The following is a 12,801-nucleotide window of genomic DNA, read 5'->3' on the forward strand; positions in this document are numbered from 1 at the left end:
TTTTTTCTCATAATCATTGCTGAGACAGGCTCTGCCGATAGCGTTAATGCCGGATGTGCGGCAACGTACGCCGGTCTGGTCTGCCCCGCTTAGCCGGGGCGCAAATGTTTGTCTTTATTGTGACAGGTTGATTTATGAGTGCGAATACCGAAGCTCAGGGAAGTGGGCGCGGCCTGGAAGCGATGAAATGGCTGGTTGTTGCCGTGCTGCTGCTTGTGGCTATCGTCGGCAACTATCTTTATCGTGATATTACCCTGCCGCTGCGTGCTCTCGCAGTGGTGATTCTGATTGCTGCGGCGGGCGGTGTTGCGCTGTTGACGACCAAAGGCAAAGCGACGGTTGCGTTTGCCCGCGAAGCGAGAACCGAAGTCCGTAAGGTGATTTGGCCGACTCGTCAGGAAACTCTGCACACCACGCTGATTGTGGCAGCGGTGACGGCTGTCATGTCACTGATCCTGTGGGGGCTGGATGGTATTCTGGTCCGCCTGGTCTCCTTTATCACTGGCCTGAGGTTCTGAGATGTCTGAAGCTCCAAAAAAGCGCTGGTACGTCGTTCAGGCGTTTTCCGGTTTTGAAGGCCGCGTAGCGACTTCCCTGCGCGAGCATATCAAATTGCATAACATGGAAGATCTGTTTGGCGAAGTCATGGTGCCAACCGAAGAGGTTGTTGAAATCCGCGGTGGCCAGCGTCGTAAAAGCGAGCGCAAATTCTTCCCGGGCTATGTACTGGTTCAAATGGTTATGAATGACGCGAGCTGGCACCTGGTGCGCAGCGTACCGCGCGTGATGGGATTCATTGGTGGGACGTCCGATCGTCCGGCACCGATCAGCGACAAAGAAGTTGATGCGATTATGAACCGCCTGCAGCAGGTGGGTGATAAGCCGCGTCCGAAGACGCTGTTCGAACCGGGCGAAATGGTTCGCGTCAACGATGGGCCCTTCGCCGACTTTAACGGCGTGGTGGAAGAGGTGGATTACGAAAAGAGCCGCCTGAAGGTTTCCGTCTCTATCTTCGGCCGCGCAACACCGGTCGAGCTGGACTTCGGCCAGGTAGAAAAAGCCTAACCACGGCGATCAATCGTTGCACAGGGCGTGAGATTGGAATACAATTTCGCGCCTTTTGTTTTTATGGGCCTTGCCCGTAAGACGGTTTTAATATGGGGAGCCTGATTTCAGGCGCTATACCCAACAGAGGAAATTTAAGATGGCCAAGAAAGTACAAGCCTACGTTAAGCTGCAGGTTGCAGCTGGTATGGCTAACCCGAGCCCGCCGGTTGGTCCGGCTCTGGGTCAGCAGGGTGTTAACATCATGGAATTCTGTAAGGCGTTCAACGCCAAGACTGATTCCGTTGAGAAAGGTCTGCCGATTCCGGTTGTTATTACCGTTTACGCTGACCGTTCCTTCACCTTTGTTACCAAAACCCCGCCGGCTGCCGTTCTGCTGAAGAAAGCTGCTGGTATCAAGTCTGGTTCCGGTAAGCCGAACAAAGACAAAGTGGGTAAAGTAACTCGCGCTCAGGTTCTGGAAATTGCCCAGACTAAAGCAGCGGACATGACTGGTGCCGATATTGAAGCGATGGCTCGTTCCATCGAAGGTACCGCTCGTTCCATGGGCCTGGTAGTGGAGGACTAAGACAATGGCTAAACTGACCAAGCGCATGCGCGTGATCCGTGACAAGGTTGATGCGACCAAACAGTACGACATCAACGAAGCCGTTGCCCTGCTGAAAGAGCTGGCTACCGCTAAATTCGTAGAAAGCGTTGACGTTGCCGTTAACCTCGGTATCGACGCGCGTAAATCTGACCAGAACGTTCGTGGTGCAACCGTACTGCCGCACGGTACTGGCCGTTCCGTTCGCGTAGCCGTATTTACCCAGGGCCCGAACGCTGAAGCTGCTAAAGCAGCTGGCGCTGAGCTGGTAGGTATGGAAGATCTGGCTGACCAGATCAAGAAAGGCGAGATGAACTTCGACGTGGTTATCGCTTCTCCGGATGCGATGCGCGTAGTTGGCCAGCTGGGCCAGATTCTGGGGCCGCGTGGCCTGATGCCGAACCCGAAAGTGGGTACCGTAACGCCGAACGTTGCTGAAGCTGTTAAGAACGCTAAAGCCGGTCAGATCCGTTACCGTAACGACAAGAACGGCATCATCCACACCACCATCGGTAAAGTGGACTTTGACGCTGACAAACTGAAAGAAAACCTGGAAGCGCTGCTGGTTGCCCTGAAAAAGGCGAAGCCGGCTGCAGCGAAAGGCGTGTACATCAAGAAAGTTAGCCTGTCCACCACCATGGGCGCTGGCGTTGCGGTAGACCAGGCTGGTCTGAGTGCTTCCGCTAACTGATTTCGCCTTTGACGTGGGCGGCGAATTTGTCTACAATTTTACGCCCACTGTTCTGCCACGTGCAGAACGGCAATGATTTATCTGGTTGGAGCCTGGCCTTATCCAGGCCTCCGTCCAAGACCGCAGGTGGTTCGCAAGAGTCTTAATTTCCTGCGTAGACGGTGACAGAACCTGAAGAATATTTTTAATAATCTTTGGCTTGCTTCTGCTCACCGTATTTCGACGCTTAGGGCTTCGCCCGAAGTGAAGTGAGTTCCGGGGCCATTTGTCCCCGGCAAAAATCCAGGAGCAAAAGCTAATGGCTTTAAATCTTCAAGACAAACAAGCGATTGTTGCTGAAGTCAGCGAAGTAGCCAAAGGCGCGCTGTCTGCAGTAGTTGCGGATTCCCGTGGCGTGACTGTAGACAAAATGACCGAACTGCGTAAAGCAGGTCGCGAAGCCGGCGTATACATGCGTGTTGTTCGTAACACCCTGCTGCGCCGTGTTGTTGAAGGTACTCAGTTCGAGTGCCTGAAAGACGCGTTTGTTGGTCCGACCCTGATCGCATACTCGATGGAACACCCGGGCGCTGCTGCTCGTCTGTTCAAAGAGTTCGCTAAAGCGAATGCAGATTTTGAGGTCAAAGCCGCTGCCTTTGAAGGTGAGCTGATCCCGGCGTCGCAAATCGATCGCCTGGCAACGCTGCCGACTTACGAAGAAGCACTGGCACGCCTGATGTCGACCATGAAAGAAGCCGCTGCCGGCAAACTGGTCCGTACTCTGGCTGCTGTACGCGATGCAAAAGAAGCTGCTTAATTGCACTCCTTTGGCTGGCGTACTCCTTGCTAACGTATAAACTTAATTCTGATTTTCAGGAACAATCAAATGTCTACCACTAAAGATCAAATCATCGAAGCAGTTGCCGAAATGTCCGTAATGGATATCGTAGAGCTGGTATCTGCAATGGAAGAAAAATTCGGCGTTTCTGCCGCTGCTGCTGTAGCTGTTGCTGCCGGCGGTGCTGCTGAAGCTGCTGAAGAGAAGACCGAGTTCGACGTCATTCTGAAAGCCGCTGGCGGTAACAAAGTTGCTGTAATCAAAGCAGTACGTGGTGCTACCGGCCTGGGCCTGAAAGAAGCTAAAGACCTGGTAGAGTCTGCTCCGGCAGCTCTGAAAGAAGGCGTTAGCAAAGACGACGCTGAAGCTCTGAAAAAATCCCTGGAAGAAGCTGGCGCTGAAGTTGAAATCAAGTAAGCCCAACTTTCAGGTTGCAGCCTGAGAAATCAGGCTGATGGCTGGTGACTTTTTAGTCACCAGCCTTTTTGCGCTGTAGAGCGCCAGTAGCGTTTCACACTGTTTGACTGCTGGTTGCTCCACAATGCTTGTTTCTATCGACGACTTAATATACTGCGACAGGACGCAGTCCTGTGTAAATTGCAATGAAATGATTTAAGAGTGATAGAAACAGGCATTGCGAGAGGTGTTCCACTTCTCGGTCAACAAAATGGTGTTGCATAAACTGTCCTTTCAATGGGCAGAGTGGGTCGACTTGTCAGCGAGCTGAGGAACCCTATGGTTTACTCCTATACCGAGAAAAAACGTATTCGTAAGGATTTTGGTAAACGTCCGCAGGTGCTGGATGTTCCATATCTCCTTTCTATCCAGCTTGACTCGTTCCAGAAGTTTATCGAGCAAGATCCTGAGGGGCAGAACGGTCTGGAAGCGGCTTTCCGTTCCGTATTCCCGATTCAGAGTTATAGCGGTAACTCCGAGCTGCAGTACGTCAGCTACCGCCTTGGCGAACCTGTGTTCGATGTTAAAGAGTGCCAGATTCGCGGCGTGACCTTTTCGGCACCGCTGCGTGTGAAACTGCGCCTGGTGATCTACGAGCGTGAAGCGCCGGAAGGCACCGTAAAAGACATCAAAGAGCAGGAAGTCTACATGGGCGAAATTCCGCTCATGACTGACAACGGTACCTTCGTTATCAACGGTACCGAGCGTGTTATCGTTTCTCAGCTGCATCGCAGCCCGGGCGTCTTCTTTGACAGCGATAAAGGGAAAACCCACTCTTCGGGTAAAGTGCTGTATAACGCACGTATCATCCCTTACCGTGGCTCCTGGCTGGATTTCGAATTCGATCCGAAAGACAACCTGTTCGTCCGTATTGACCGCCGTCGTAAACTGCCGGCCTCCATCATTCTGCGCGCCCTGAACTACACCTCTGAGCAGATTCTCGATCTGTTCTTCGAAAAAGTGGTGTATGAGATCCGCGACAACAAGCTGCAGATGGAGCTGGTTCCGGAACGCCTGCGTGGCGAAACCGCCTCCTTCGACATCGAATCTGACGGCAAGGTCTACGTTGAGAAAGGTCGTCGTATCACCGCGCGCCATATCCGTCAGCTGGAAAAAGACGATGTGAAACACATCGAAGTTCCGGTTGAGTACATTGCAGGTAAAGTTGCCGCGAAGGATTATGTTGATGAATCCACCGGTGAGCTGATCTGCACGGCTAACATGGAGCTGTCGCTGGATCTGCTGGCGAAACTGAGCCAGGCCGGCCACAAGCGTATCGAGACCCTGTTCACCAACGATCTCGACCATGGCCCGTACATCTCCGAAACGCTGCGCGTTGACCCGACCAGCGATCGCCTGAGCGCGCTGGTTGAAATCTACCGCATGATGCGTCCTGGCGAGCCGCCGACGCGTGAAGCGGCTGAGAGCCTGTTCGAAAACCTGTTCTTCTCTGAAGACCGCTACGATCTGTCTGCGGTTGGCCGTATGAAGTTCAACCGTTCGCTGCTGCGTGACGAAGTTGAAGGTTCCGGCATCCTGAGCAAAGACGACATTATCGATGTGATGAGAAAGCTCATCGATATCCGTAACGGTAAAGGCGAAGTGGACGATATCGACCACCTCGGCAACCGTCGTATCCGCTCCGTAGGCGAAATGGCGGAAAACCAGTTCCGCGTTGGCCTGGTTCGTGTAGAGCGTGCGGTAAAAGAGCGTCTGTCTCTGGGCGACCTCGATACCCTGATGCCTCAGGATATGATCAACGCCAAGCCGATCTCCGCAGCGGTGAAAGAGTTCTTCGGTTCCAGCCAGCTTTCTCAGTTCATGGACCAGAACAACCCGCTGTCCGAGATTACCCATAAGCGTCGTATCTCTGCTCTGGGCCCGGGCGGTCTGACCCGCGAGCGTGCCGGCTTTGAAGTTCGAGACGTTCACCCGACCCACTACGGTCGCGTATGTCCTATCGAAACGCCGGAAGGTCCGAACATCGGTCTGATCAACTCCCTGTCCGTGTACGCGCAGACTAACGAGTATGGCTTCCTGGAAACGCCGTACCGTCGCGTTATCGATGGCAAGGTATCGGATGAGATTCACTACCTTTCCGCCATTGAAGAAGGCAACTTCGTTATCGCGCAGGCTAACGCCCCTCTGGATGACGACGGCGCTTTCGTCGACGACCTGGTAACCTGCCGTAACAAAGGCGAGTCCAGCCTGTTCAGCAACGATCAGGTTGACTATATGGACGTATCCACCCAGCAGGTGGTTTCCGTTGGTGCCTCCCTGATTCCGTTCCTGGAGCACGATGACGCAAACCGTGCATTGATGGGTGCGAACATGCAGCGTCAGGCTGTACCGACCCTGCGTGCTGACAAGCCGCTGGTTGGTACTGGTATGGAGCGCGCCGTTGCCGTTGACTCCGGTGTAACCGCCGTTGCCAAACGCGGTGGTGTGGTGCAGTACGTTGACGCCTCCCGTATCGTTATCAAGGTTAATGAAGATGAGATGTATCCGGGCGAAGCGGGCATCGACATCTACAACCTGACCAAATACACCCGTTCTAACCAGAACACCTGCATCAACCAGATGCCTTGTGTCTCTCTGGGTGAGCCGGTAGAGCGCGGAGACGTGCTGGCCGACGGTCCGTCCACCGATCTGGGCGAACTGGCGCTGGGCCAGAACATGCGCGTCGCGTTCATGCCGTGGAACGGTTACAACTTCGAGGACTCCATCCTCGTATCCGAGCGCGTGGTGCAGGAAGACAGATTCACCACCATCCACATTCAGGAACTGGCCTGTGTGTCTCGTGACACCAAGCTGGGGCCGGAAGAGATCACCGCGGATATTCCGAACGTGGGTGAAGCTGCGCTCTCTAAACTGGATGAATCCGGTATCGTCTACATCGGTGCGGAAGTCACCGGCGGTGATATCCTGGTCGGTAAGGTAACGCCGAAAGGTGAAACCCAGCTGACCCCGGAAGAGAAGCTGCTGCGCGCCATCTTCGGTGAGAAAGCGTCTGACGTTAAAGACTCTTCTCTGCGCGTGCCGAATGGCGTATCCGGTACCGTTATCGACGTTCAGGTCTTTACCCGCGATGGCGTAGAAAAAGACAAGCGTGCTCTGGAAATCGAAGAGATGCAGCTCAAGCAGGCTAAGAAAGACCTGTCTGAAGAACTGCAGATCCTTGAGGCCGGTCTGTTTAGTCGTATCTACGCGGTGCTGGTTGCCGGTGGTGTGGAAGCCGAGAAGCTCGACAAGCTGCCGCGCGACCGCTGGCTGGAACTGGGCCTGACCGACGAAGATAAACAGAACCAGCTGGAACAGCTGGCTGAGCAGTACGATGAACTGAAACATGAGTTCGAGAAGAAACTGGAAGCCAAACGTCGCAAGATCACTCAGGGCGACGACCTGGCACCGGGCGTACTGAAGATCGTTAAGGTCTATCTGGCCGTTAAACGTCAGATCCAGCCGGGTGACAAGATGGCAGGCCGTCACGGTAACAAAGGTGTTATCTCCAAGATCAACCCGATCGAAGATATGCCTTACGACGAAAACGGCACGCCGGTTGATATCGTACTGAACCCGCTGGGCGTACCGTCGCGTATGAACATCGGTCAGATCCTGGAAACCCACCTGGGTATGGCTGCCAAAGGCATCGGCGATAAGATCAACGCGATGCTCAAGCAGCAGCAGGAAGTGGCGAAGCTGCGTGAGTTCATCCAGCGCGCTTACGATCTGGGCATGGATGTTCGTCAGCGCGTCGATCTGAACACCTTCAGCGATGATGAGGTTCTGCGTCTGGCTGAAAACCTGCGTAAGGGTATGCCGATTGCAACGCCAGTGTTCGACGGTGCGAAAGAGGCAGAGATCAAAGAGCTTCTGAAGCTGGGTGACCTGCCGACCTCCGGTCAGATCACGCTGTACGATGGCCGTACCGGCGAGCAGTTTGAGCGTTCGGTAACCGTTGGCTACATGTACATGCTGAAACTGAACCACCTGGTTGACGATAAGATGCACGCGCGTTCCACCGGTTCTTACAGCCTCGTTACTCAGCAGCCGCTGGGTGGTAAGGCGCAGTTCGGTGGTCAGCGCTTCGGTGAGATGGAAGTGTGGGCGCTGGAAGCTTACGGCGCCGCCTACACCCTGCAGGAAATGCTGACCGTGAAGTCTGATGACGTGAACGGCCGTACTAAGATGTATAAGAACATCGTAGATGGCAATCACCAGATGGAACCGGGCATGCCGGAATCCTTCAACGTACTGTTGAAAGAGATCCGTTCGCTGGGTATCAACATCGAACTGGAAGACGAGTAATTCTCGCTCAAACAGGTCACTGCTGCCGGGGTAACACCCGGCAGCAGAATGTGCTAACTCCGACGGGAGCCAATCCGTGAAAGACTTATTAAAGTTTCTGAAAGCGCAAACTAAAACCGAAGAGTTTGATGCGATCAAAATTGCTCTGGCTTCGCCAGACATGATCCGTTCCTGGTCTTTCGGTGAAGTTAAAAAGCCGGAAACCATTAACTACCGTACGTTCAAGCCGGAACGTGACGGTCTGTTCTGCGCCCGCATTTTCGGGCCGGTAAAAGACTATGAGTGCCTGTGCGGTAAGTACAAGCGCCTGAAGCACCGCGGCGTTATCTGTGAAAAATGTGGTGTTGAAGTTACTCAGACCAAAGTACGTCGTGAGCGTATGGGTCACATTGAGCTGGCTTCTCCGACCGCGCACATCTGGTTCCTGAAGTCGCTGCCGTCCCGTATCGGTCTGCTGCTGGATATGCCGCTGCGCGACATTGAGCGCGTGCTGTACTTCGAATCCTATGTGGTTATCGAAGGCGGTATGACCAACCTGGAACGTAGCCAGATCCTGACTGAAGAGCAGTATCTGGATGCGCTGGAAGAGTTCGGTGACGAATTCGACGCCAAGATGGGTGCCGAAGCGATCCAGGCGCTGCTGAAAGCGATGGATCTGGAGCAGGAGTGTGAAACCCTGCGCGAAGAGCTGAATGAAACCAACTCAGAAACCAAACGTAAGAAGCTGACCAAGCGCATCAAGCTGCTGGAAGCCTTCGTACAGTCCGGCAACAAGCCGGAGTGGATGATTCTGACCGTTCTGCCGGTTCTGCCGCCGGACCTGCGTCCGCTGGTACCGCTGGATGGCGGCCGCTTCGCGACTTCCGATCTCAACGATCTGTATCGCCGTGTGATCAACCGTAACAACCGTCTGAAACGCCTGCTGGATCTGGCTGCGCCGGATATCATCGTACGCAACGAAAAGCGTATGCTGCAGGAAGCGGTCGACGCCTTGCTGGATAACGGTCGTCGCGGTCGCGCCATCACGGGCTCTAACAAGCGTCCGCTGAAATCTCTGGCCGACATGATCAAAGGTAAACAGGGTCGTTTCCGTCAGAACCTGCTGGGTAAACGTGTCGACTACTCCGGTCGTTCCGTTATCACCGTAGGTCCGTACCTGCGTCTGCATCAGTGCGGTCTGCCGAAGAAAATGGCGCTGGAGCTGTTCAAGCCGTTCATCTACGGCAAGCTGGAGCTGCGTGGCCTTGCTACCACGATCAAAGCGGCCAAGAAAATGGTCGAGCGCGAAGAAGCAGTAGTATGGGATATCCTGGATGAAGTTATCCGTGAGCACCCGGTACTGCTGAACCGTGCGCCGACCCTGCATCGTCTGGGTATCCAGGCGTTCGAGCCGGTACTGATCGAAGGTAAAGCTATTCAGCTTCACCCGCTGGTGTGTGCGGCGTACAACGCCGACTTCGATGGTGACCAGATGGCGGTACACGTTCCGCTGACCCTGGAAGCCCAGCTCGAAGCTCGTGCGCTGATGATGTCTACCAACAACATCTTGTCGCCGGCGAACGGTGAGCCGATCATCGTACCGTCTCAGGACGTGGTTCTGGGTCTGTACTACATGACCCGTGACAAGATTAACGCCAAAGGCGAAGGCATGGTGCTGACTGGCCCGAAAGAGGCTGAGCGTATTTATCGCGCTGGCCTGGCTGAGCTGCACGCCCGCGTTAAGGTACGTATCACTGAGTATGAAAAAGATGCTCAGGGTGAGTTCGTGGCCAAAACCAGCCTGATCGACACCACCGTTGGTCGTGCGATCCTGTGGATGATCGTGCCGAAAGGCCTGCCGTTCTCCATCGTCAACCAGGCGCTGGGTAAGAAAGCGATCTCCAGGATGCTGAACACCTGTTACCGCATCCTGGGCTTGAAGCCGACCGTTATCTTCGCTGACCAGACCATGTATACCGGCTTTGCCTATGCAGCACGTTCTGGTGCTTCCGTTGGTATCGACGATATGGTTATCCCGGCTAAGAAAGCCGAGATCATCAATGAAGCGGAAGCTGAAGTGGCGGAAATTCAGGAGCAGTTCCAGTCTGGTCTGGTTACCGCTGGCGAACGCTACAACAAAGTTATCGATATCTGGGCAGCGGCCAACGACCGCGTATCCCGCGCGATGATGGAAAACCTGCAGACCGAAACCGTTATCAACCGTGACGGTGAAGAAGAGCAGCAGGTCTCCTTCAACAGCATCTATATGATGGCCGACTCCGGTGCGCGTGGTTCTGCGGCACAGATTCGTCAGCTGGCTGGTATGCGTGGTCTGATGGCGAAGCCGGATGGCTCCATCATCGAAACGCCGATCACCGCGAACTTCCGTGAAGGTCTGAACGTACTCCAGTACTTCATCTCGACCCACGGTGCTCGTAAAGGTCTGGCGGATACCGCACTGAAAACGGCGAACTCCGGTTACCTGACTCGTCGTCTGGTCGACGTGGCGCAGGATCTGGTGGTCACCGAAGACGACTGTGGTACCCACGAAGGTATCCTGATGACGCCGGTTATCGAAGGTGGTGACGTTAAAGAACCGCTGCGCGACCGCGTTCTGGGTCGTGTGACCGCGGAAGACGTGCTGAAGCCGGGTACTGCAGATATTCTGGTACCGCGCAACACGCTGCTGAACGAACAGTGGTGTGAAGTGCTGGAAGAGAACTCTGTCGACAGCGTGAAAGTGCGTTCTGTTGTTGCCTGTGACACCGACTTCGGCGTCTGCGCCCACTGCTACGGTCGTGACCTGGCACGTGGTCACATCATCAACAAAGGTGAGGCCATCGGCGTTATCGCAGCACAGTCCATCGGTGAGCCGGGTACTCAGCTGACCATGCGTACCTTCCACATCGGTGGTGCGGCATCTCGTGCGGCAGCTGAATCCAGCATCCAGGTGAAGAACAAAGGTAGCCTGAAACTGGTTAACGCCAAGACGGTTGTGAACTCCAGCGAAAAACTGGTGATCACCTCTCGTAACACCGAACTGCGTCTGATCGACGAATTCGGCCGTACCAAAGAGAGCTATAAAGTGCCTTACGGTGCAGTACTGGCGAAGGGCGATGGCGAACCGGTTAACGCGGGCGAAACCGTGGCGAACTGGGATCCGCACACCATGCCGGTTATCACCGAGGTGGCTGGTTTCATCCGCTTCACCGACATGATCGACGGCCAGACCGTAACGCGTCAGACCGACGAACTGACCGGCCTGTCCTCCATCGTGGTTCTGGATTCCGCAGAGCGTACGGCGGGTGGTAAAGATCTGCGTCCGGCACTGAAGATCGTTGACGCTAACGGCGACGACGTATTGATTCCGGGCACCGACATGCCGGCACAGTACTTCCTGCCGGGTAAAGCGATTGTTCAGCTCGACGATGGTGTACAGATCAGCGGCGGTGACACCCTGGCGCGTATTCCGCAGGAATCTGGCGGTACCAAGGATATCACCGGTGGTCTGCCGCGCGTTGCCGACCTGTTCGAAGCACGTCGTCCGAAAGAGCCGGCAATCCTGGCAGAAATCGGCGGTATTATCTCCTTCGGTAAAGAGACCAAAGGCAAGCGCCGTCTGGTTATCACGCCGGTAGACGGTAGCGATCCGTACGAAGAGATGATTCCGAAGTGGCGTCAGCTGAACGTGTTTGAAGGTGAGCGCGTAGAGCGTGGTGACGTGGTTTCTGATGGTCCGGAAGCACCGCACGATATTCTGCGTCTGCGTGGCGTTCAGGCCGTGACTCGCTACATCGTTAACGAAGTGCAGGACGTATACCGTCTGCAGGGCGTTAAGATCAACGATAAGCACATCGAAGTTATCGTTCGTCAGATGCTGCGTAAAGCGACCATCATGAATGCGGGCAGCTCCGAGTTCCTGGAAGGTGAGCAGGTGGAATACTCCCGCGTCAAGATCGCCAACCGCGATCTGGAAGCCGAAGGCAAAATCAGCGCGACTTACATGCGCGATCTGCTGGGTATCACCAAAGCGTCTCTGGCGACTGAGTCCTTCATCTCCGCGGCATCGTTCCAGGAGACCACTCGCGTGCTGACCGAAGCAGCCGTTGCGGGCAAACGCGACGAACTGCGCGGTCTGAAAGAGAACGTTATCGTAGGTCGACTGATTCCGGCGGGTACTGGCTATGCCTACCACCAGGATCGTATGCGTCGTCGCGCGGCTGGCGAAACGCCGGTTGTGCCGCAGGTCAGCGCGGAAGAAGCTTCCGCCAGCCTGGCAGAACTGCTGAATGCAGGTCTGGGCGGCTCCGACAACGAGTAAGCCTCTGCGCTCTAAAAAACCCTGCTTCGGCAGGGTTTTTTTTCGCCTCTGGTCGGCGGCTGTGATATAAAAGCGTTCCTTCATATTTGTATTCATTAAACCATCACTCCTGAAGGAACCAGCCACGACGATGCAGAGACGTTCTTTTTACCGCGTTAATGTTCCACACAGTACCGCGGGCTTTTGCGCGCTGATCGTTCATAACGGCAAAAGAATTAACCTTGCCATACAGAATATTTCCGTTGGTGGAGTCTGCCTGTATGGCCGCGATCCGTTAATTGCCGCCCTGCAACGGCACCAGACAGTCAGGCAGGTGAGCTTCTCACTGGGAGACTACCTGCGATTCGAGACGGATATCTTTATCATCGATAAGACCGTCCGTCTGGAGCAGGGGAAAGGTGAGGTGACAAATTTGCATATCCGTTTCGAAAATTTACCGCCCCGACAAGAGGTGGCACTCCAGCGTAGCATATACCAGCTTGAGATGAGTGTTCGCTATCCGGGAGTGGCGGAGAAACCCAGAGTCGTTATTCTGAAGAGGTAAACCGATTCGCATTAAAAGGTTAGAGAGGAATTAG

General features: G+C 54.7%; 9 protein-coding genes. All 9 read left to right on the top strand.

The window, feature by feature from the left end:
* The first annotated feature begins 134 nt into the window (after nt 1-134).
* The 9 genes from secE (at nt 135) to FEM41_RS06995 (ending at nt 12,767) form a co-directional block, all read left to right on the top strand.
* Nucleotides 135-518: a preprotein translocase subunit SecE gene (gene secE / locus FEM41_RS06955; protein ID WP_138095289.1), complete on the top strand. Its 384-nt coding sequence runs from the start codon at nt 135-137 to the stop codon at nt 516-518.
* Nucleotide 519: 1 nt separating this feature from the next.
* A complete protein-coding gene (gene nusG, locus FEM41_RS06960) occupies nt 520-1,065 on the top strand; it encodes a transcription termination/antitermination protein NusG (RefSeq protein WP_138095290.1) in 546 nt (181 codons plus the stop codon).
* Between the two features lie 139 nt (nt 1,066-1,204).
* Nucleotides 1,205-1,633, top strand: a complete 429-nt coding sequence (rplK, locus tag FEM41_RS06965; protein WP_138095291.1) for a 50S ribosomal protein L11 — start codon at nt 1,205-1,207, stop codon at nt 1,631-1,633.
* A gap of 4 nt (nt 1,634-1,637) precedes the next feature.
* A complete protein-coding gene (gene rplA, locus FEM41_RS06970; RefSeq protein ID WP_138095292.1) occupies nt 1,638-2,342 on the top strand; it encodes a 50S ribosomal protein L1 in 705 nt (234 codons plus the stop codon).
* Nucleotides 2,343-2,640: 298 nt separating this feature from the next.
* A complete protein-coding gene (gene rplJ, locus FEM41_RS06975; protein ID WP_138095293.1) occupies nt 2,641-3,138 on the top strand; it encodes a 50S ribosomal protein L10 in 498 nt (165 codons plus the stop codon).
* Nucleotides 3,139-3,207: 69 nt separating this feature from the next.
* Entirely contained in the window at nt 3,208-3,576 is a 369-nt protein-coding gene (gene rplL / locus FEM41_RS06980) for a 50S ribosomal protein L7/L12 (protein WP_138095294.1), read from the top strand.
* Nucleotides 3,577-3,894: 318 nt separating this feature from the next.
* Complete coding sequence (rpoB, locus tag FEM41_RS06985) at nt 3,895-7,923, top strand: DNA-directed RNA polymerase subunit beta (RefSeq protein ID WP_138095295.1); 4,029 nt, start codon at nt 3,895-3,897, stop codon at nt 7,921-7,923.
* Nucleotides 7,924-7,999: 76 nt separating this feature from the next.
* Nucleotides 8,000-12,223, top strand: coding sequence for a DNA-directed RNA polymerase subunit beta' (gene rpoC / locus FEM41_RS06990; protein ID WP_138095296.1), 4,224 nt, complete (start codon nt 8,000-8,002; stop codon nt 12,221-12,223).
* Nucleotides 12,224-12,353: 130 nt separating this feature from the next.
* Nucleotides 12,354-12,767 (top strand): PilZ domain-containing protein, encoded by a 414-nt coding sequence (locus FEM41_RS06995; RefSeq protein WP_138095297.1) that lies wholly within the window; start codon nt 12,354-12,356, stop codon nt 12,765-12,767.
* The last annotated feature ends 34 nt before the right edge of the window (nt 12,768-12,801 follow it).

Source organism: Jejubacter calystegiae (assembly GCF_005671395.1).
In the GTDB taxonomy this organism is placed as follows: domain Bacteria; phylum Pseudomonadota; class Gammaproteobacteria; order Enterobacterales; family Enterobacteriaceae; genus Jejubacter; species Jejubacter calystegiae.